General features: G+C 34.7%; 19 protein-coding genes. 12 read left to right on the plus strand and 7 right to left on the minus strand.

Features of this window, described 5'->3' with window-relative positions; all coding sequences use genetic code 11:
* Window positions 1-174: 174 nt before the first annotated feature.
* Window positions 175-1,800, plus strand: coding sequence for an ABC-F family ATP-binding cassette domain-containing protein (locus tag ACFQ1K_RS09730; RefSeq protein WP_320555968.1), 1,626 nt, complete (start codon window positions 175-177; stop codon window positions 1,798-1,800).
* Window positions 1,801-1,847: 47 nt separating this feature from the next.
* Here ACFQ1K_RS09730 and ACFQ1K_RS09735 read toward each other — a convergent pair whose 3' ends face one another.
* Together ACFQ1K_RS09735 and ACFQ1K_RS09740 are read right to left on the minus strand one after the other, a co-directional pair.
* On the minus strand, window positions 1,848-2,090 hold the full coding sequence (locus tag ACFQ1K_RS09735; protein WP_320555967.1) for a putative signal transducing protein: 243 nt from the start codon (window positions 2,088-2,090) through the stop codon (window positions 1,848-1,850).
* A 57-nt stretch (window positions 2,091-2,147) separates the two neighbouring features.
* Window positions 2,148-2,867, minus strand: a complete 720-nt coding sequence (locus ACFQ1K_RS09740) for a hypothetical protein (protein WP_320555966.1) — start codon at window positions 2,865-2,867, stop codon at window positions 2,148-2,150.
* 268 nt (window positions 2,868-3,135) lie between these two features.
* Here ACFQ1K_RS09740 and katG point away from each other — a divergent pair, with 268 nt between their 5' ends.
* Both katG and ACFQ1K_RS09750 read left to right on the plus strand, forming a co-directional pair.
* Window positions 3,136-5,349 carry a catalase/peroxidase HPI gene (katG, locus tag ACFQ1K_RS09745; RefSeq protein WP_320555965.1) on the plus strand — a complete coding sequence of 738 codons (2,214 nt, stop codon included), beginning with the start codon at window positions 3,136-3,138 and terminating at the stop codon, window positions 5,347-5,349.
* A gap of 74 nt (window positions 5,350-5,423) precedes the next feature.
* Window positions 5,424-5,894, plus strand: coding sequence for an ankyrin repeat domain-containing protein (locus tag ACFQ1K_RS09750; protein WP_320555964.1), 471 nt, complete (start codon window positions 5,424-5,426; stop codon window positions 5,892-5,894).
* 3 nt (window positions 5,895-5,897) lie between these two features.
* On the opposite strand, the gene nhaC is transcribed toward ACFQ1K_RS09750, so the two are convergent.
* Together nhaC and ACFQ1K_RS09760 are read right to left on the minus strand one after the other, a co-directional pair.
* Complete coding sequence (nhaC, locus tag ACFQ1K_RS09755) at window positions 5,898-7,385, minus strand: Na+/H+ antiporter NhaC (protein ID WP_320555963.1); 1,488 nt, start codon at window positions 7,383-7,385, stop codon at window positions 5,898-5,900.
* A 172-nt stretch (window positions 7,386-7,557) separates the two neighbouring features.
* Window positions 7,558-8,772, minus strand: coding sequence for an aminotransferase class I/II-fold pyridoxal phosphate-dependent enzyme (locus tag ACFQ1K_RS09760; RefSeq protein WP_320555962.1), 1,215 nt, complete (start codon window positions 8,770-8,772; stop codon window positions 7,558-7,560).
* Between the two features lie 160 nt (window positions 8,773-8,932).
* On the opposite strand from ACFQ1K_RS09760, the gene ACFQ1K_RS09765 reads away from it, so the two are divergent.
* The 6 genes from ACFQ1K_RS09765 (at window position 8,933) to ACFQ1K_RS09790 (ending at window position 13,890) form a co-directional block, all read left to right on the plus strand.
* Entirely contained in the window at window positions 8,933-9,388 is a 456-nt protein-coding gene (locus ACFQ1K_RS09765) for an Lrp/AsnC family transcriptional regulator (protein ID WP_320555961.1), read from the plus strand.
* A gap of 1 nt (window position 9,389) precedes the next feature.
* Window positions 9,390-10,016: a CPBP family intramembrane glutamic endopeptidase gene (locus ACFQ1K_RS09770; protein ID WP_320555960.1), complete on the plus strand. Its 627-nt coding sequence runs from the start codon at window positions 9,390-9,392 to the stop codon at window positions 10,014-10,016.
* 22 nt (window positions 10,017-10,038) lie between these two features.
* Window positions 10,039-10,809, plus strand: coding sequence for a LuxR C-terminal-related transcriptional regulator (locus ACFQ1K_RS09775; protein WP_320555959.1), 771 nt, complete (start codon window positions 10,039-10,041; stop codon window positions 10,807-10,809).
* 220 nt (window positions 10,810-11,029) lie between these two features.
* Entirely contained in the window at window positions 11,030-11,584 is a 555-nt protein-coding gene (locus tag ACFQ1K_RS09780; protein WP_320555958.1) for a porin family protein, read from the plus strand.
* 6 nt (window positions 11,585-11,590) lie between these two features.
* Complete coding sequence (gene lpdA, locus ACFQ1K_RS09785) at window positions 11,591-12,991, plus strand: dihydrolipoyl dehydrogenase (RefSeq protein WP_320555957.1); 1,401 nt, start codon at window positions 11,591-11,593, stop codon at window positions 12,989-12,991.
* A gap of 62 nt (window positions 12,992-13,053) precedes the next feature.
* Window positions 13,054-13,890: a DUF922 domain-containing protein gene (locus ACFQ1K_RS09790; protein ID WP_320555956.1), complete on the plus strand. Its 837-nt coding sequence runs from the start codon at window positions 13,054-13,056 to the stop codon at window positions 13,888-13,890.
* Here ACFQ1K_RS09790 and ACFQ1K_RS09795 read toward each other — a convergent pair.
* Window positions 13,887-14,477 carry a hypothetical protein gene (locus tag ACFQ1K_RS09795; protein ID WP_320555955.1) on the minus strand — a complete coding sequence of 197 codons (591 nt, stop codon included), beginning with the start codon at window positions 14,475-14,477 and terminating at the stop codon, window positions 13,887-13,889. The two genes, ACFQ1K_RS09790 and ACFQ1K_RS09795, sit on opposite strands and share 4 nt — an antisense overlap.
* A 201-nt stretch (window positions 14,478-14,678) precedes the next feature.
* On the opposite strand from ACFQ1K_RS09795, the gene ACFQ1K_RS09800 reads away from it, so the two are divergent.
* Complete coding sequence (locus tag ACFQ1K_RS09800; RefSeq protein ID WP_320556055.1) at window positions 14,679-15,083, plus strand: DUF2721 domain-containing protein; 405 nt, start codon at window positions 14,679-14,681, stop codon at window positions 15,081-15,083.
* A gap of 11 nt (window positions 15,084-15,094) precedes the next feature.
* Here the strand turns inward: ACFQ1K_RS09800 and ACFQ1K_RS09805 are convergent, their stop codons facing one another.
* Together ACFQ1K_RS09805 and ACFQ1K_RS09810 are read right to left on the minus strand one after the other, a co-directional pair.
* Complete coding sequence (locus ACFQ1K_RS09805; RefSeq protein WP_320555954.1) at window positions 15,095-16,453, minus strand: DEAD/DEAH box helicase; 1,359 nt, start codon at window positions 16,451-16,453, stop codon at window positions 15,095-15,097.
* 40 nt (window positions 16,454-16,493) lie between these two features.
* Window positions 16,494-17,384: an aldose 1-epimerase family protein gene (locus tag ACFQ1K_RS09810; RefSeq protein ID WP_320555953.1), complete on the minus strand. Its 891-nt coding sequence runs from the start codon at window positions 17,382-17,384 to the stop codon at window positions 16,494-16,496.
* Between the two features lie 84 nt (window positions 17,385-17,468).
* Here ACFQ1K_RS09810 and ACFQ1K_RS09815 point away from each other — a divergent pair, with 84 nt between their 5' ends.
* Both ACFQ1K_RS09815 and ACFQ1K_RS09820 read left to right on the plus strand, forming a co-directional pair.
* Window positions 17,469-18,764, plus strand: coding sequence for an anthranilate synthase component I family protein (locus ACFQ1K_RS09815; protein WP_320555952.1), 1,296 nt, complete (start codon window positions 17,469-17,471; stop codon window positions 18,762-18,764).
* Window positions 18,765-18,834: 70 nt separating this feature from the next.
* The gene (locus tag ACFQ1K_RS09820; protein ID WP_320555951.1) at window positions 18,835-19,449 is read left to right on the plus strand and encodes a hypothetical protein; all 615 of its coding nucleotides are present in this window, start codon (window positions 18,835-18,837) and stop codon (window positions 19,447-19,449) included.
* Window positions 19,450-19,461 lie beyond the last annotated feature (12 nt).

Below are 19,461 nucleotides of genomic sequence, written 5' to 3' on the forward strand. Positions count from 1 at the left end.
TTTACTGTAATTGAAAACAAAAGTATGTGATGGAAAGCTGAAGACTTGTTAATACCTAGTTAAATCTTGTTAACAGGTTCTTTTATTTCGCTCAATGGTTGAATTTTTCTACTTTTGCACTCTTAAAAATCACCTTTTACTAATGAGCGGTAAAAGGATTAAAATAATTAAGTTATGTTGTCAGTTTCTAATCTTTCGGTCCAATTTGGCAAACGTATCCTTTTTGATGAGGTTAATACCACATTTAATAATGGTAACTGCTACGGAATTATAGGAGCAAATGGTGCTGGAAAATCTACATTCTTGAAGATTTTAGCGGGAAAAATGGATCCGACCTCGGGTCACGTTCATTTGGAGCCAGGCAAACGTATGTCTGTGTTAGAGCAAAACCATAACAAGTACGATGAAGATACGGTTTTAGAAACTGTACTCAAAGGCAATAAGCCTCTATATAAGCTAAAATCTCAGATTGATGCATTGTACGCAGACTACACAGATGAGAATGCTGAAAAAATAGGTGAACTTCAGGTAGAATTTGAAGAGATGAACGGTTGGAATGCCGATAGTGATGCTGCCGCTATGCTTTCTAACTTAGGAATTAAAGAAGATTTACATTATTCTTTAATGGGTGACTTAGATGGTAAACAAAAAGTACGAGTTCTTTTAGCACAAGCATTGTTTGGTAATCCTGATGTGCTTATTATGGATGAGCCCACCAACGATTTGGATTACGAAACCATTTCTTGGTTGGAAAATTTCCTAGCTAATTATGATAACTGCGTTATAGTGGTTTCTCACGACCGTCACTTTTTGGATGCGGTTTGTACGCATATTTCCGATATAGATTTTGGGAAAATTAATCATTACTCTGGTAATTATACGTTTTGGTACGAGTCGTCTCAATTGGCAGCAAAACAACGTGCACAACAAAACAAAAAAGCTGAAGAAAAGAAGAAAGAATTAGAAGAATTTATTCGTCGTTTTTCGGCCAATGTTGCAAAATCTAAACAAGCAACAAGTAGAAAAAAGATGATTGATAAACTTAATATAGCGGATATTAAACCAAGCAGTCGTCGTTACCCGGCTATTATCTTTGAACGTGAGCGTGAAGCAGGAGACCAAATATTAAATGTCGAAGGTTTAGCAGCAAGTTTAGACGGTGAAATCTTATTTAAGGATATTGATATCAATCTAGCAAAAGGTGATAAAGTGGTCTTATATTCTAAAGACTCTAGAGCAACCACAGCATTTTATGAAATTATTAATGGTAAGAAAAAAGCCGATGCAGGCAAGTATGCTTGGGGTGTTACCACCACACAATCGTATTTACCATTAGATAATAGTGAATACTTCAATAACAAATTAACATTGGTGGATTGGTTGCGTCAATGGGCAACAACAGAAGAGGAGCGCGAAGAAGTTTATATCAGAGGGTTTCTAGGGAAAATGATTTTTAGTGGTGAGGAAGCTTTGAAAACGGCAGATGTCTTATCAGGTGGTGAAAAGGTGCGATGTATGTTAAGCCGAATGATGATGCTGAGAGCGAATGTGCTTATGGTAGACGAACCAACAAATCACTTGGATTTAGAAAGTATAACAGCTTTTAACAATGCGCTAAAAAACTTCAAAGGTACTGTGTTGCTAACCACGCATGACCATGAATTTGCACAAACGGTTGGTAATAGAATCATTGAGTTAACTCCAAATGGAGTCATAGACCGTTATATGACCTTTGATGAGTATATGAGTGATAAAAAAATTAAGGAACAGCGTGATAAGATGTATGCAGTTGAGGCTTAATAATTTTATCTTATAGCAGTTAAATACTGAAATGACGTCCTTTTAATCTAAGATGAGGCATCCATTTCAGTTTTAATCTGTTCTAAAATCACTGTCGCTTTTTCAAGTTCGTCGTTGTGTACATACACTTCCTGAAATCCTTGGTTTAAGGACCCATAACCCGCTAATCGTTGTGATTCTCCTTCGTCTTTGATTATTGGAACAATACCGTTATTTTCAAGCTCACTCTTAATTCTATTGATCAAAATAAAGTTGCCTTCGTATATTTTACTATATTCTGAAGTATTCATAACACACCTTTTTAAATTTAATATAAGATACGAAAAACTTCAAAATATTACACTATATTAATTGTTATAATATTTACTGTCCCATACGGATACACTGAAATTTTTACCTGACAGGTAGCCATAATAAAGTGTTACCGCAACAAGTGATTTAAACATAAATAAAAAGATAACACCAGCATTTGCTGCTGTCTTCTGACCAGAAAATGTACCATCTGGCACTAATCCAGTTAATATCATACTCATTATAAAGACACAAAACACAAAATTCTCAAAATGCTTAAATGGCCATGCAAGTAATTTTCTGTAAGGGTTTAAATCGTTTCCCCATTTGTGTATTAAATAGTAATAACCATTACCAATAGGTGCAAATAGTAATGGGTCATCATAATTTTCAAGTTTAAATAATTTAGATGGAGCCATTATTTTAAAACCACTAATTGTGGTATTGTGATCCTTTTCCAATTGTTTTATTTTAGAAATGGCTTCGTAGGGTAAATCTCCTTTAAAAAAACGACTATCTAAAAAACGCAGTCTATAGTCTACACAAATCTTTTTTATCTGTTCTATGTGATAGATGTTATCCGATTCAAGAAGGTCAATATTAAAATGGTTTGAAGTAACATCATTGTTTTCGGATAATGACTTAAGAATGGTATTGTCCTTTTCATTGTCTTGCTGTAAAACATCCTTAACAGCTTTTAAGACTTCCTCTTCAGTATAATTTTTGTTTTTAAGTTTATTCAGCCTTTCTTCAAGATTTACATTTTTCAATATCATAAGTGCTTTTAGTTTTAAAAATAATAATCATTCTATTTACAACCAAGTCTTTAACATTTGTGTTCAATGTTTTGAGGTTCAAATTTCCTTAATTCACTTAATAGATTAAACAATTTGAATCACTTTCCTATTGTTCAAAATAATTCTAAATAAGACAGCAATAGAAAAAGACTATTGAAAAATAAATATATAGTATCTACTCGTTTCATTAGCACCTTATAATTTCATATTTTTATGGTTGTAAATTTTAACATAAAAAACCTAAAAAATGGATAATTATTCAGACACATCTGGTCTTAATGAAAGTGATGCAAGTAAATGCCCTTTTTTAAGTGGTAAGCAAAATACTGTCGGTGGTGGCGGTGTAAAAAATAGAGATTGGTGGCCAAATGAATTAAAACTTAATATTCTAAGACAGCATGCCACAAAATCAAACCCACTTGGTCAGGACTTTAATTATGCCGAAGCGTTTAAAAGTGTTGATTATGACGAACTGAAAAACGACTTAACTAAGTTAATGACTGATTCTCAGGATTGGTGGCCTGCAGATTATGGGCATTATGGAGGTTTTATGATTAGAATGGCTTGGCATAGTGCTGGTACTTACAGAGTTGGAGATGGTAGAGGTGGAGCCGGTACAGGTAACCAAAGATTTGCACCAATTAATAGCTGGCCAGATAACGGAAACTTAGATAAGGCAAGGTTATTATTATGGCCTATCAAGAAAAAATACGGGAATAAAATTTCCTGGGCAGATTTAATGATATTGGCTGGAAATGTAGCATTAGAATCTATGGGATTCCCTACCTTAGGATTTGCTGGTGGTAGAGAAGATATTTGGGAACCAGAACAAGATGTGTATTGGGGAAGTGAAACAGAATGGGGGGCAAATGAAGATCGTTACGAAGGTGGTGATTTAGAAGATCCTCTCGCGGCGGTTATGATGGGATGGATTTATGTTAACCCAGAAGGGCCTAATGGCAATCCTGATCCAATGGGTTCTGCAAAGAATGTAAGAGAAACATTTGGGCGTATGGCAATGAATGATGAAGAAACTGTTGCCTTAGTTGCAGGTGGTCACACATTTGGTAAGGCGCACGGTGCTGCCGATCCTGGTAAATTTGTTGGTCCTGAACCTCATGGAGCTCCAATGGCGGAAATGAGTATGGGCTGGAAAAACACTTACAAAAGTGGTGTTTTAGATGATACGATTACAAGTGGAATAGAAGGTGCTTGGACCCCAAACCCAACAAAATGGGATGCAGACTACTTCGAAGTCCTTTTAAATTATGATTGGGAGTTAACAAAAAGTCCAGCAGGTGCTCATCAATGGACACCTACGGCTGAGTCTAAAGCCAAAATGGCTCCAAAAGCAGGTGATCCAAATGGACATCAGGCTTTGATGATGACTACGGCCGATATATCATTAAAGGTAGATCCAGAATATAGAAAAATATCGGAAAGATTCCACAAAGACCATAAAGCATTTGAAGAGGCTTTTGCAAAAGCGTGGTTTAAATTAACACATCGTGATATGGGACCTAAAGATCGTTATTTAGGACCAGAAGTTCCTAAAGAAGATTATTTATGGCAAGACCCAATACCAAAAGTAGATTATACATTAAGCGATTCTGATATAGAGTCCTTAAAGAAAATGATTCTTGCTTCAGGTTTATCCATTTCTGAATTAGTAAGAACGGCTTGGGCTTCGGCATCAACATATAGAGATTCTGATAAGCGTGGAGGTGCAAACGGTGCTCGTGTAAGATTAGAGCCTCAAAGAAGCTGGAAAGTAAATAATCCAGAAGAATTAGATAAGGTACTTAATGTTCTTGAAGCAATTCAGAAAGAATTTAAAGGTGACGTATCCATGGCAGATTTAATTGTATTGGCAGGTAATGCAGCTGTAGAAGAAGCAGCAAGAAATGCTGGTCACAATATTTCTGTGCCATTTGCACAAGGTAGAGGTGATGCTACGCAAGAGCAAACTGACATAGAACAATTTAATTATTTGAAACCTCTTGGTGATGGATTTAGAAATTACGTAAACCCAAACTTAGATGTGAAGGCCGAGGATTTATTAGTTGATAAAGCTAATTTAATGGCATTGTCAATTCCAGAAATGACTGTTCTTGTCGGAGGAATGCGTGTATTAGGCGCCAATTATGATGGATCTAATCACGGTGTATTTACAGATAATGTAGGTCACCTTACTAACGATTTCTTTAAGAATTTGGTAGATATGACATATACTTGGAGTGCTACTTCAGAAGATGAAAAGTATTTTGAAGGTAGAGATAGAAGAACAGGTGAAGTTAAATTTACGGGTACAAGAGCCGATTTAATCTTTGGATCTAACACAGAGTTAAGAGCGGTTTGTGAAGTTTACGCTGCAAATGATGCAGAAGAGAAATTTGTCAATGATTTCGTAGCGGCTTGGACCAAAGTTATGAACGCAGATAGATTTGATTTAAAAAGTTAATTGATTAATAGCAAAATCAACCCAACGAAGGAATGTACCAACTTTGGTACATTCCTTTTTTAATTATCGTGAAAATGAACGAAAACGAACTATTTTTTAGAACTATACAGACAGGACAAATTAAAAATCTACAACTTCAATTAGATAGAAATTCTAGTCTGGCCAATATTAAAGACTCAAGGGGCTTTACACCATTGATCTTTGCGACCTATTTTGGGCAGATGGATATGGCTAGATTGCTTATTGAAAAAGGGGCAGATATTGATGGCAAGGACGCTTCTGGTAACACGGCGTTAATAGGTGTGAGTTTTAAAGGAAATATAGACTTGGTTGAGTTGCTGTTGCGTCATGGTGCAGATATTGATATTCAAAATAATGATGGCACAACAGCACTTATATTTGCTACGCAATACAACCAAGAAGCTGTTGTTGCTATTTTGTTAGGGCACAATGCGGATCAATCGTTGGAAGACAATAAAGGCAAAACGGCTAAAGACTACGCATTAGAAAAAGGGTTTGATGCTTTGGTTAAACTTTTAGGTTAAGATTTACGATTTAGCAAGTTGCTTTATTTTGATTTTAAATGCGGCAAAAAGTAAAGTAGTAAATGGACTTAGCCAGTTAAAAATGGCAAATACGAGATAATCTGCAACAGGAACACCTAGCACACCACTTTGATAGGCACCACAGGTATTCCAAGGTATTAAGACTGAGGTTACCGTACCGGAATCCTCGAGTGTTCTACTTAGGTTTTCTGGTGCTAATCCTTTGTCTTCATAGGCTTTTTTAAACATTTTTCCAGGTACTACGAGGGCTAAATATTGGTCAGATGCCGTAACATTCAAAACTAAACAACTGGCAACTGTACTTGCAAATAGTCCAAATACCGAAGTCGCTAAACTTAAAAGTGACTTGCTAATTTTAGACAGTGCACCTATGGCATCCATAACTCCACCAAACGTCATGGCACATAGAATTAACCAGATTGTACCAAGCATACCGCTCATACCTTTTCCTGAAGCAGAAAATAGACTTTTTAAAGTCTCATTATCCGTTTCTATTGTAGTACTTATAGTGATAGCATCCATTACTCCCTGGTAAGCGGATTTAATTGTTAAAGCTTCTACACCGGCTATTTGGGCTACAATTTGAGGTTGAAATATTAGAGCGAAGAGGCCTCCTAATATTGTACCTATCAATAATGCAATTAAAGGAGAAGTTTTTTTAATAATTAAGAAAATAACGAAAATTGGAACTAGAAATAACCAACCAGAAATATTAAAGGTCTTATTAATATCATTGATTAGGGTAGAGGTTTCAGCTGCACCTTCAGTATTTTGGGTAAAGCCCAAAATAATAAAAACGATAAGTGTTATAACAATAGTCGGTACTGTAGTGTATGCCATATATTTTATGTGGGAAAACAATTCACCTCCTGCCATGGCAGGAGCTAAATTTGTGGTGTCACTTAAAGGAGACATTTTATCCCCAAAATATGCCCCAGAAAGTACAGCGCCGGCAGTCATTCCCATTGGAACACCTAAAGCTTCACCAATACCTACTAAAGCTATACCAACCGTAGCAGATGTAGTCCAAGAGCTACCAGTTGCAACGGATATAATTGCACAAATTATAACGCAAGCAGCTAAAAATATGGTAGGATTTAGAATTTGTAAGCCAAAATATATCATGGCAGGTATTATACCACTAATTAACCATGTACCTGCTAATGCACCAACCATTAAGAGAATTAAAATTGCACCTGCTGTAGATTTTATGTTTTCGGCAACTTCTTCAACCATTTGATTAAAAGAGACTTTGTTGAAAAAACCTACTATTGCAGCAACAGCTGCCCCTAATAATAATATAAATTGATTGCTTCCACTTAAAGCATTATCCCCATAAACGAATACATTAAAGGCTAGCATACCAACCAATGCAAACACAGGGATTAAAGCCTCCCAAATATTAAGTTCTTTATTTTCTACTATATTTTCGTCTTGTGGTTGTCTTGGTTTGATATCTTGGCTATCCATTTATAAGATTTTGATTTGTAATGTTACAATTTTGTTAAGCCATTTGCAAATGGTTTATTGAAGTGTCTTTCTTTTTAATTATAGATAGTGGTACTTCATACTTTTGTTATGCATTTATAAAGAAAAAAAGTCTGATGAGACATCAGACTTTAATTTAATTTTTTCTGGCGTTTTAAGCCAATTCAGGTTCTAAGATATTGAGTTCTGTCATACAAGCTTTCATTATTTTGTAAGTTCGTTCGATATCCGCATCCAGTCCAATAGAAAAACGAATAAGACCATCGCTCAATCCCATTTCAATTTGTTCTTCTTCCGGAATTTCAGAGGAAGTAGAGCTTCCTGGGGCACTAAATAATGTTTTGTAAAAACCAAGGCTTACAGCCAAATAACCTAAATTTCGTTCTTGCATTAATTCCATTAATGCGTTAGCCTTTTCCAGTGATCCCACATCTATGGTGAGCATACCACCAAAACCATACATGGTGTTCATCATAGATTTAAACAGGTCATGTGATGGATGTGATGCTAGACCAGGATAAACGGTTTTTATACCATCTTTTTCAAATTTTTCTGCTAAATAATTGGCATTATGACTGTGCTGTTGCATTCTTATATGGAGCGTTCTTAGGTTTTTTAATACCGAAGCTGATCGCAAACTGTCCATAGTTGAACCTAATAACATTGCGGCTCCATCATTAACATTTCTTAATTGGTCTATGAGTTCTCGTGTACCGCAAACCACACCGCCAACAGTATCTGAGGATCCATTGATGAATTTTGTTAAACTGTGTATGACCACATCTGCACCTAATTTGGCAGGAGAGATTGACAAAGGGGAAAACGTGTTGTCCACTACCAACTTAAGATTGTATTTTTTAGCCAAGGCAGCCAATTGTTTAATGTCTGCTATTTCTAAAAGCGGATTACTTACAGTCTCGCAGTACAACACTTTGGTTTTCGGTGTAATTGCAGCTTCTACGACATCTAGTTTGGTAATGTCAACAAAGGACGTTTCAATACCCAATCTTGGTGCAAAATTTTTGAGGAAGGCATAAGTTCCACCGTAGATAGTCCTGCTGCTTACAATATGCTCTCCAGCTTCACATAGTTGTAACAGAACAGGTGTGATAGCACCCATTCCAGATGCTGTTACCGTAGCGGTTTCTGTACCTTCCATCGCAGCCAAAGCTTCACCTAAATATAGGTTTGAAGGTGATGAGTGTCGTGAATAAAGATAGCAACCATCTGCATTACCTTCAAAGGTGTCGAACATTGTTTTTGCTGACAAAAACGTATATGTTGAAGAATCTGAAATTGAAGGGTTAACACCTCCGAATTCTCCAAAGTATTGTAAGTCTTGTATATTGTTTGCGGGTTTAAAATCCATAAGTATTGATTTAATTGTTTACTCAAAATTGAGAATTATTAGATTAAAAATCAATAAGTTTTATATTTATTAGAAAATAAATCTATTTTATACTAAATAAATGGTATATTAATCTAAATTTTTAAGTATTTTATAAATTTATCCGAAAAATATTAGGTAGATGTTAGATGAAATAGACAAAAGGCTTTTAAAACTACTTCAAACAGATAGTAAACAGACTAATAAAGCGCTTTCTCATGAGCTTGGTCTATCGGTCACTGCAATTTATGAGCGTATTAAGAAGCTTGAGAATAACAAAGTAATCGGAAAATATGTTGCGCTAATTAATAAGAAGAAGGTCGAAAAAGCTTTTGTAGCCTTTTGCCATGTAAAGTTGGTACAACATTCGCAGGATTATGTTATAAAATTTGAGCAAGAAGTTCGTAAATTAGACGAAATACTAGAATGTTATCATATTAGTGGCGATTACGACTATTTAATAAAAGTGCTGGTTAAGGATATGGAGGCCTTTAGGGATTTTATGGTTAAAAAGCTAACCAAGATAGATCATATAGGAAGTACGCATAGCATGTTTGTAATTAATGAAGTAAAACATACCACTGCCATAACTTTATAATATGCAAAGTATAAAGTACAGACTTATAGAACTGTTTGTTGTTTTTATTTTGATTCCTATATGTTTTACAATGCGTTTTAATGTTTGGTTAAAATTAGCTATTGGCTTAATAGGCTTTATTTATGTTGTTTATGTCCTCTTAAAAATTGAAAATAACAAGTTTAAAATTAGGCAGCATATTAATTGGACTCAATTTTGGCAGCGTACTTTTATAAAGTTTGTTGTTGTTGCCATTCTTACAATGGCTTATGTGTATTGGTTAAATAAGGAAAGTCTTTTTGTTGTAATTTCCGAAAAACCTACACTTTGGATTTTCATATTGTTTGTTTATTCTGTTTTTTCTGTGTATCCGCAGGAGTTGGTTTATAGAACGTTTTTCTTTCAACGTTATGAATCTTTATTTAGAAGTCATGCGCTTTTCATTGCGGTTAATGCATTACTTTTTTCGTTGGCTCATTTGTTTTTTAAAAACAGTTTGGTTCTATTGTTAACGTTCTTAGGAGGTATTCTTTTTGCACTGACTTTTAAAAAAACGAAATCAACCTTATTGGTGTCCATTGAGCACGCTATTTATGGTAGCTGGCTGTTTACTGTTGGTATGGGCGAAATGCTAGGTTTTCCGAATTGATTTAATAGCTTATATTTATCCTATGAAGTATACCCAAATTAAGAAACTCTACGATTATATTTTCAAATCTTATGATAAACCATCTCTAGAAAAGCACATAGAGAAAATCATTGAGATGGATAAATTTCTTCCTTATAGCTCTACCTTTTTCTGTATAACCAATACCCAAGAATTAGCTTTTGAATACATAAGCAAAAACTTTAAGGCCTGCCTTGGTTTGGATGCTAATGAGTTGAAGGCTAAAGGTATGCGTTACTTCTGGAGTAGGATACATCCAGATGATATAGAATCTTGGTTAAGCGCCTTAAATTCTCTAATGGAATTTACTCTTCATGAAATACCGCTGGAAAAACGCCAAGATGCCAGCTACACATGGAATTTTAGATTTAAAAATGCACATGATGTCTATGTAAATATTGTTCAAAATACAACACCGCTAGTATTTGATAGTGAAAACAAGCCTATCATTGGTTTAGCACATTATACCGTATTGCATCCAGATGTGAGTCTTCAAGTTACAGCATCAGCTAAATTGCTGAATTCAAATAATGAATACGAAACAATCTACTTTAATAGCTTTTCACAAAAACTTTTACATGATGGTATTACGAATAGAGAACGCGATGTAATAAGATTATTGATATTAAATAAATCCAGTAAGGAAATTTCTGAACAATTAAATATTAGCCCTCATACTGTGGATACGCATCGTAGAAATATTCTAAAAAAGTTAAATATCTCATCTACAGGCGAATTGGTTGGTATGCTTAAATTACACCCTAACTTATTATAATTAAAAAAATACTCATTTTGAGTATTGTGATACTCATAGTTATTGTTGAGATTTGTATTGCTATTAACTTTTAGGGAATAAAGTCCATTTTTATAAGATTTAAATCTTTTAATTGTGGGCTTTTTTAATTTAATATATGCAATAGCACTTCGAAATTAATCATTGCTCTATTGGTTAATCATTATTCTAAATTGTATTTTTGTGCCACATTGATTTTTGTATGAGAATACTTTGGGTTGTTGCACTATTTCTTACTTGCAATTTATATGCGCAACAACATCCCGTTGGGATTAAAATAGGTGGAAATCTTGCAAATTTATCAGGTGATGGAACCTCAGATTTATCGACATTGTTAAACTTTCATGCCGGATTTTTTATGGAGATTGATTTAACTAAGGATATTAAAATTCAGCCAGAATTGTTATTTACGGTTTACGGTTTTAAGTTAGATGAAGGTGATGATCCAAGTGTGAGGTTAAATTATGTAGCCTTGCCAGTAATAGCTAAGTATGTTTTATCAGAAAAATTTAGTTTAGATGCTGGTCCACAAGTAGGTTTGTTGGTTACGGCTAAAAATGGTACAGGTTCTTTAGCAGACGTGAAAACAGATTTTTTTGATAGGGATTTTGGTGTTAATTTTGGTATCAGCTATGAATTTTCTGATAAGCTTAGTACATCATTGCGCTATTACATGGGCATTACAGATGTTACCAAGGTTCAAGCAAAAAACTATAATAGAGCATTTCAATTAGCATTTCAATTTAAAATAAAATAAAATTATATGAATTCTTACGATGTAGCAGTAATAGGTTCGGGACCTGGTGGATATGTAGCAGCAATACGCTGTGCACAATTGGGCATGAAAACTGCAATTATTGAAAAATATTCTACTCTTGGTGGTACATGTTTAAATGTTGGTTGTATACCAAGTAAAGCCTTGTTAAGCTCTTCGCATCATTATGAAGAAGCAACAAAACACTTTGAAGAACACGGTATTGAAATTCCAGGCGAAATCAAAGTTAATCTGGAAAAGATGATAGCCAGAAAACAAGCTGTTGTAGACCAAACAACGGGAGGTATTGATTTCTTGATGAAGAAGAATAATATTGATGTTTATGAAGGTTTAGGCAGTTTTATTGACGCTACACACATTAAAATTGAAGGTAAGGATGCCGGTGAAATCGAAGCTAAAAATATTATAATCGCTACAGGATCTAAACCATCAAACTTGCCATTTATTAATTTAGACAAGGAGCGAATCATTACCTCGACTGAAGCTTTAAAACTCAAGGAAGTACCATCGCATTTAATGATCATTGGCGGTGGAGTGATTGGTTTAGAGCTTGGACAGGTATACCGTCGTTTAGGTGCTGAGGTTACAGTTATTGAGTATATGGACAGAATCATACCAACAATGGATGCAGGCTTGTCTAAAGAGCTTAATAAGGTCTTTAAAAAGGCGAAATGCAACATGATGGTATCTCACAAAGTGAAGTCCGTTGAGCGCAAAGGTGATGAGGTGGTTATCAAAGCTGAAAATAAAAAGGGAGAAGTTATTGAATTTAAAGGAGACTATTGTTTGGTATCTGTAGGCCGTCGTCCTTATACGGATGGATTGAATGCTGAAGCCGCAGGAGTCAAACTAAATGATAGGGGGCAAGTAGAAGTTAATGAGCATTTACAAACCAATGTTTCCAATATTTATGCCATTGGTGATGTGGTGAGAGGAGCAATGCTTGCTCATAAAGCCGAGGAAGAAGGAGTGTTTGTAGCAGAAACATTAGCAGGACAAAAACCGCATATCGACTATAACCTAATTCCTGGTGTTGTATATACGTGGCCAGAAGTGGCTGCTGTGGGTAAAACAGAAGAAGAATTAAAAGAAGCTGGTACCGAATATAAAGTGGGTCAATTTCCATTTAGAGCTTTAGGTAGAGCAAGAGCAAGTGGAGATATTGATGGTTTTGTGAAAATTTTGGCCGATAAAACGACAGATGAAGTTTTAGGTGTGCACATGATTGGTGCGCGCTGTGCAGATTTAATTGCAGAAGCTGTAACAGCCATGGAGTTTAGAGCTTCAGCCGAAGATATTTCTCGTTATTCCCATGCGCACCCTACCTTTGCAGAAGCTGTAAAAGAAGCCGCTTTGGCTGCCACAGAGGATAGAGCATTACATGTTTAATATTACAAAATTAAAATCTAAAGAAGCGAACTAATATGGTTCGCTTTTTTATTTTAGCGATTATGAAGAATATATTGTTTGCTTATTTGTTAGTGCTATTATGTTTTAGCTGTGCACCTCAATTGAAAAGTACCATATTAAAAACACGTCCAACATTATCTGAAAATGATTTGATAGTTGTTTTAGATATTTCTGATGATCAACCTATAGATGAGGATTTGGTAGGGTCAATTGCGGCTAAGGATGGTGGATTGTCAGTTAACTGTACTTACTACGAAAATGTTTTAAATCTTAAAGCGTTAGCCAGAAATGCTGGTGCTAATTTGGTAAAAATAACAGAACATAAAACACCAGATAAGCGAAGTACTTGCCATAGATTAAAAGCCAATATTTATTATGTATTAAATCCAAAAGAGTACGAAACAAAGATCTTATGGCGTGCAGATAGGAAACTCACTTGGGACGATTTTAAGGGAACCCCTGACACTTTAAATTATCCCAATACCCTAGCGCTAACAAATTCCGGTTTTGGTTATGAAACAGGTATAAATTTATTCAAAGATGGTAAAGTCTTTGTTCAAAGCGTTTTTAATACTTATGATAGTTGGGTAGTTCCAGACGGCAGAAATGATTATGTGCTTCGACATGAACAAATACACTTTGATATTACAGAGATTTATTCAAGAAAGTTGAGAAAGGAATTGGCAGATGCAAAAATTAAAAGTAGCAATGCGACTGCCGCACAAGCAATATTTAAAAAGGTGTTCAGAGAGATGGAGTTAAGGCAAATACGTTACGATCAAGAGACACAACGTGGTGATAAGCAAGAAACTCAAGAGCATTGGGAAGCCGTGGTAAAGTTAGAATTAGCTAAATATGAATTTTATAAAGATAATTAAAGTTCTTGCACTAAATCTATAATTCTTAAGCGTTTAGCGTAGTTGTCTTCATTGATGTCTCTAACAAAACAGTAAGCACTAATGTCATCATTATCTACCTTCGCTTTGAGTTCTTCAACGGTACACGGGCCAAACTCTTTAGATTTTGAAATGTAGTAGAACTCGTGTTTGTGTATGACCTTACTCACCTTCTTTTTGTATTTTTCTTTCAAATACTCCTGAATATCCTCAATCGAATTTAACTCTTCAGAATAATTTGTTGTATTAATATATAAGGCAAATTCTTCTTTGTCTTGATGGTTTAAAACCAAAATATCATCATCTTTAAAATAAGCTTTAACAGTAATGGTGCCATCTTCGGTTTCAATAGTAAAGATATTTTGAATGCTTAGGTTCCAAGATGTTTTTATGGTTGTGTCTTTTCTTTCAATTTCTAAAACATTATTATCTCTAAACGTATAAATGGCTTTCTTTTTAGAGATTCCATTTACCAGCACCCATTGCTGATTTATGAAATGCGAATCATAATGGCGTTCGTAATCAAAAGCATTTAGATTAGGTATGGTATTATGAAGATTTACGCTCATTAAGCAGTTAATAATGACAGTCTAGCGACTATTATAACGATAGATATGGACTTTTATTTAGGGAAAGTTATAAAAAAAATAGTGCATTAAAAAGCCTGTGCACGGCGATTCGATAAAAGGTAAATTACTAATTTGTATATGACATGCATAGTTTAAATATGAACATCTGTTTTAAAATCAATATTTTTGAAAAAAATATACATGGAAGCTCTAACACTTACAACGCCAGCATTATTATTCTCTGCGATATCTCTGATTATGTTGGCCTACACTAATAGATTTCTTGCTTATGCGGCTATTATAAGAAACCTTAGCGATAAATACTTAGAACGAAAGGAAGAAGCACTTGTAAGACAGATTAACAATTTAAAATTGAGATTGAATCTTACACGATGGATGCAAATATTTGGTATTTCAAGTCTTTTACTCTGTGTTCTAACTATGTTTTTGATTTATATAGAACAGCAATTATTAGCAACGTGGGTGTTTGGTATTGCCTTATTGTTGCTCATTTTGTCCTTAGCGCTTTTAATCAGGGAAATCCAAATTTCTACACAAGCTTTACAGCATCATCTCCAAGACGTCGAAAATCAAATAAATGAGTGATCAGTATTTTGTTACTTACGTTTCTTCTTATTTCGTTTGTTGTAATTCTTATCACCTCTGGTTTTAGGCTTTTTATATTTCTTAGCAATTTCCCTTCGGTAAGAACCTCCTAAATTTACTTTTTTATTTTTGTCTTTCTTTTCATGAAAAGCCGGTCCTGCTACATCTTCTTTTCTTCTTTTGGTTGGGTTGTTTCGTTCTCGGATCTGAGGACGCTCTTCTTCAATCAATTCGTTAGAAATTTCTACCGTTTCAGGAATATCAAGTGAATCAATATCCAATTGCATTAAAGCTTCAATGCGCTCTCGTGCATCTTGTTCTTTTTCAGTAGAGAACAATAAGGTATGCCCTAACTTTTCTGCACGGCCGGTTCTACCAATGCGGTGCATGTAGTTTTCAGGGTAATCAGGTGTGTCAAAGTTAATAACGTGTGTCACATCATCTATATCTAATCCTCTTGCCATGACATCTGTAGCTACTAATAATCTGTGTTTTCCTTCACTAAATTGTTCTATACTTCTAAGTCTGTAATTTTGTGTTTTGTTAGAATGAATCACACAGCATTCACCAGGAAAGAGCTCTTCAAGCTTGTCGAACAAACGATCTGCCATTTTCTTATAAGCTACAAAGATTAATACTCTCGAAAATTCATCTTTATCGCTCAACAAATATTCCAGCAAATTAACCTTGGTATAAAAGTTCGGGACATTATAGCGTTGTTGCTTAATATTTTCTAAAGGAGTTCCAGAAACTGCAATCTGAATTTTTGTAGGGTTGATAAAAAAATCAGTAATCAACTCATCAACATCAGCAGTCATTGTTGCCGAAAACATAATGTTTTGTCTGCGTTCTGGTAGAATATCAAAAATATTCATTAGTTGATGCCTAAATCCTAAGTCTAACATCACATCAACCTCGTCTATCACTAATTTCTGAATAGATTTAAGTTGTAGAACTCTGCTAACAGCAAGATCGTACAAACGGCCTGGCGTAGCAACTAAAATATCTAAGCCTTGGGCAACCGCTTGTTTTTGTGTGTTAATATTTGTGCCTCCATAAACCCCTAAAACACGATTGTTAATGTACTTAGATAGTTTTTGAATTTCACTAACCACCTGTACAACCAACTCCCTCGTTGGTACTAAAACCAAAACCCTTGGGTTGTCTTGCCTAGAGTATTTGAGGTGACGCAAAATAGGTAACATGTAGGCAAAGGTTTTACCAGTACCAGTTTGTGCAATACCAACTACATCTTTACCTGAGGCAATAATGTTAAATGCTTCTGTCTGAATTGGAGTAGGAGTTTCAAATCCTAAGTCCTCAATGGCATTGTATAAAGGGGTATTTAAGTTTAAATCTTGAAAAGTCACAGGTATGGATTTTGTGCAAAGCTACCATTTATAATCTATATCAGTTTAGCAAACTGCTATTTACTGTTATACTATAGGTAGCGCTAAAGGTTTCATTGGCTTCTAAAGCTACAATGCCTTCTTTGTCTTTGAGTAGTTGATTAGTGTTTTCTGAATCTGCAATGCCAATCCAAGGCTCAATACAAACATAAGGTGCGTTTGGTTTTGCCCAAATGCCTAAAAAAGGAAAGCCTTCAAAATTAACTTTCAAAACTTCACCTTTGTCTTGGTGTTTTAATGCCACTTGTCTCGATTTTAAATCCTTAAAAATCAACGCATCTTCATTAAATAATTCGCCATGGAGGTTTATGGTATTTGGTGAATTAAAAACAGATTTTGTTTTATCTGTAACCAATCCTGTGGCCATATTGAGCAAATGGGATTTACTGGTTTCTTCGCTTTCAAATTCTAAAAAATAATCAGTATAGGTTTCCTCTTCATACACAGGGCAAGCAAAAGCAGGATGCCCTCCTAATGAAAAATACATAGTCTTATTGTCTTTGTTCTTTACGGTATGATGTAACAAAAGTTCATTATCCTTCAGTTCATAGGTAATCAAAAACTCAAACTCAAAAGGGTAAATAGCTCTTAATTGATCATTTGATTTTAATTGGAAGGTCATTTCAGAATTTGAATTAGAAATCATTTTAAAGTCTTTGTTATGTCTTACAAAACCATGCTTTGGCATACTGTATTTTTGACCGTCATAGATATAGCTATTCTCTTTCATGGAGCCGATGATTGGAAATAAATTGGGTGCATGACTTCCCCAGACCTCAGGATTGGCTTCCCAGATAAACTCGATGTTGTTTTTAGTGGACCGTATACTGCACAGCTCAGCTCCTATTTGATTAACCTCAATTCTTAGCAGGTTGTTTTCTATAAAAGGCATGGATTTTATTTTTTTATTGAAATATACAATTCTTATACCTTAGAATAGGTATTCTCATTATTTTTACGACATTAATTTACCCTATTGAGAACATCATATAAGCAAACATTATTAAATCCTGAAGTTTTTAAGCAGCAGTTGTTGTTTTGGGCACAACAATCTGATGATGTTGTTTGGTTGGATTCTAATAATCATAATGAGCGCTATACTGATTATGATGCTATTTTGGCTGTAGATGCCTTTACGAGCTTACAGACTGATTATACCAATGCTTTCGAGCGCTTAGATGAGTACCAGAAAACGACAAAAGATTGGATTTTCGGTTACCTCAGTTATGATTTGAAAAATTCAGTTGAAGACTTGGAGTCTCATAATTTTGATGGATTAGGATTCCCGGAATTGTATTTCTTTCAGCCTAAAAAAATAATTTTTATTAAAGGCGATACAGTAGAATTCCAATATTTAAACATAGTTGATGATGATATTCAAAATGATTTTGTTAATATCAATCAAACTGTCATTTCGGAAGATGCAGATAACTCCCATGATACTATCAAGGTAAAACTAAGAATTCATAAGGACGAATACTTTGAAAAAGTAAAAACGATGTTAGCTCATATTCACAGAGGTGATATTTATGAAGCTAATTTTTGTCAGGAATTTTATGCCGAAGATTCCTTAATAAATCCGTTGGAGACTTACAATCGGTTGAATCAAATTTCAAAACCTCCTTTCGCTACTTTTTTTAAGACGTTTGATAAATATTTAATGTCTGCTTCACCAGAACGTTATCTTAAAAAAATAGGAAACAAGGTCATTTCCCAACCTATAAAAGGAACAGCAAGACGCTCAGAAGACAAGGAAGAAGATCAAAAATTAGCGAAAGATTTAGGAAATGATCCTAAAGAACGCAGCGAAAATATCATGATAGTAGATCTGGTAAGAAATGACTTGTCGCATACAGCAACTAAAGGCAGCGTTAAGGTTGAGGAATTATGCAAGGTCTATTCTTTCTTGCAGGTGCATCAAATGATATCAACTATAACTTCAATAATATCAAATGATACATATCCTGTAGAGGTCTTAAAAACAACGTTTCCTATGGGCAGCATGACAGGTGCACCAAAGATTTCGGCAATGAAAATTATTGAAGATTTAGAGGAAACCAAACGTGGCTTATATTCAGGTGCGGTAGGTTATTTTTCACCAGATGGCGATTTTGATTTTAATGTAGTCATTAGGAGTATCCTTTACAATGCCAGCAATAATTACTTGTCATATTCTGTGGGTAGCGCTATCACAGCACAAAGTGATCCTTTAAAGGAATATGAAGAATGTTTGGTAAAGGCCAAAGCGATGCGCGAAGTTTTGGAGCATTAAAAAACTTTGGCTATCAACGCAACCTTCTCAGTATTTTTTCATCTATAATTTTGAATTTAATAGCTAAATCATGATGAAGAGAAATCTCAAATTTTTGCTGCTCTCGCCTTTTCTTATGGCTATACTTTGTGAACCAGAGGAGGATACTTGTGGTATTGATAACCCTGAGAGCTATATTGTAAATGTTGAAAATAATGCTGAATCATATGAGCAAAACGAAACAATTTGGCTTAATGCGCGAACCACTTCTATGCTAGTAGATTTTTGTACAGAAACAGAAGAACCAGAGCTCATTACAGATGCTGAAGTATTTTTAGATGGATTGTTTGTATTAAAACTTAATAATTCGTCAATGCTCAATGCGCAAGTATTTAATGATGCCGAAGTCATTTATGATGTTGGAGAAGCTTACAGTTTTAATAGTTGTTCCAACGCAATAAATTGTTTGCCTCAGCTCACAGATGATAATCAATTTTATCAGTACCGTTTAGGGGTTTCAGTTAATACACCAGGCGATTATTGTATTGTCAATGCTAGAGATAGTTATTTTAATTTAGAACAAGAAAACAATGCCAACATCTTCAGTAGCTATAATACATTAGAGGATAGGATACGATTTCAAAACTGTGGTGATACCTACACAAGAAATGGGACTGATGGGTTTTATTTTTTTAGTATTAACTAGTCAATACATGGT

This window comes from Winogradskyella aquimaris, from assembly GCF_042676105.1.
Lineage (GTDB): Bacteria > Bacteroidota > Bacteroidia > Flavobacteriales > Flavobacteriaceae > Winogradskyella > Winogradskyella aquimaris.

Coding starts and splice junctions, on each gene's coding strand:
- ACFQ1K_RS09730 (WP_320555968.1), top strand. CDS start 175: ATGTTGTCAGTTTCTAATCTTTCGGTCCAATTTGGCAAACGTATCCTT.
- ACFQ1K_RS09735 (WP_320555967.1), bottom strand. CDS start 2,090: ATGAATACTTCAGAATATAGTAAAATATACGAAGGCAACTTTATTTTG.
- ACFQ1K_RS09740 (WP_320555966.1), bottom strand. CDS start 2,867: ATGATATTGAAAAATGTAAATCTTGAAGAAAGGCTGAATAAACTTAAA.
- katG (WP_320555965.1), top strand. CDS start 3,136: ATGGATAATTATTCAGACACATCTGGTCTTAATGAAAGTGATGCAAGT.
- ACFQ1K_RS09750 (WP_320555964.1), top strand. CDS start 5,424: ATGAACGAAAACGAACTATTTTTTAGAACTATACAGACAGGACAAATT.
- nhaC (WP_320555963.1), bottom strand. CDS start 7,385: ATGGATAGCCAAGATATCAAACCAAGACAACCACAAGACGAAAATATA.
- ACFQ1K_RS09760 (WP_320555962.1), bottom strand. CDS start 8,772: ATGGATTTTAAACCCGCAAACAATATACAAGACTTACAATACTTTGGA.
- ACFQ1K_RS09765 (WP_320555961.1), top strand. CDS start 8,933: ATGTTAGATGAAATAGACAAAAGGCTTTTAAAACTACTTCAAACAGAT.
- ACFQ1K_RS09770 (WP_320555960.1), top strand. CDS start 9,390: ATGCAAAGTATAAAGTACAGACTTATAGAACTGTTTGTTGTTTTTATT.
- ACFQ1K_RS09775 (WP_320555959.1), top strand. CDS start 10,039: ATGAAGTATACCCAAATTAAGAAACTCTACGATTATATTTTCAAATCT.
- ACFQ1K_RS09780 (WP_320555958.1), top strand. CDS start 11,030: ATGAGAATACTTTGGGTTGTTGCACTATTTCTTACTTGCAATTTATAT.
- lpdA (WP_320555957.1), top strand. CDS start 11,591: ATGAATTCTTACGATGTAGCAGTAATAGGTTCGGGACCTGGTGGATAT.
- ACFQ1K_RS09790 (WP_320555956.1), top strand. CDS start 13,054: ATGAAGAATATATTGTTTGCTTATTTGTTAGTGCTATTATGTTTTAGC.
- ACFQ1K_RS09795 (WP_320555955.1), bottom strand. CDS start 14,477: ATGAGCGTAAATCTTCATAATACCATACCTAATCTAAATGCTTTTGAT.
- ACFQ1K_RS09800 (WP_320556055.1), top strand. CDS start 14,679: ATGGAAGCTCTAACACTTACAACGCCAGCATTATTATTCTCTGCGATA.
- ACFQ1K_RS09810 (WP_320555953.1), bottom strand. CDS start 17,384: ATGCCTTTTATAGAAAACAACCTGCTAAGAATTGAGGTTAATCAAATA.
- ACFQ1K_RS09820 (WP_320555951.1), top strand. CDS start 18,835: ATGATGAAGAGAAATCTCAAATTTTTGCTGCTCTCGCCTTTTCTTATG.